Here is a 623-nt window from a genome sequence, read left to right as displayed (position 1 = left end):
GGAAATGGCGATCAACGCGCTGCTGGCGACAGAACTAACGGAATTTTCGGATTATGAAAAATACAATCGTATCGGGTTCAACTTAGGCAACTCACACAATGGGTCTTATTCGCGTACGCTTCACACAGAGTACGGCGATTTAGCCATTCAAATTCCACGTCATCGCAACGGTGAATTCAAACAACAGACAGTGGCACCGTATAAACGCTCGAACGATACGCTGGAAGAAACCGTGATTCACCTGTTCAAAAAAGAGATTACGATGGCTGAAATTGCGCAATTAATCGAGAAAATGTATGGGCATCACTATACGCCACAAACGATTTCGAATATGACAAAGGCTGTTTCAGAAACGGTAGAAGCCTTTAATAACCGTCCGTTGCACAATCGTTACGTATGCGTGTATTTAGAGGCGACGTATATTGCCGTACGTCGTGATACCGTATCAAAAGAAGCCGTCTATATTGCGGTTGGTATTCGTGAAGACGGCTCGAAAGAAGTACTTGGTTATACAGTTGCCCCAACAGAATCGGCTTACAACTGGCAAGAGCTACTAGAAGAGCTGAAAGACCGTGGTGTAGAAGACGGTACTTTGATTCGTATCAGACGGCTTAAAAGGCATG

At 44.6% G+C, this 623-nt stretch carries 1 pseudogene; it reads left to right on the top strand.

The window, feature by feature from the left end:
* Window positions 1-623 (top strand): annotated as a pseudogene (locus tag ACFQ0V_RS04435) (IS256 family transposase); the annotation flags it as partial.

It is taken from the genome of Savagea faecisuis (assembly GCF_042675605.1).
Classification (GTDB): Bacteria; Bacillota; Bacilli; order Bacillales_A; family Planococcaceae; genus Savagea; species Savagea faecisuis.
The sequence above is the reverse complement of the archived record's forward strand: the minus strand, read 5'-3'. Positions and strand labels throughout refer to the sequence as shown.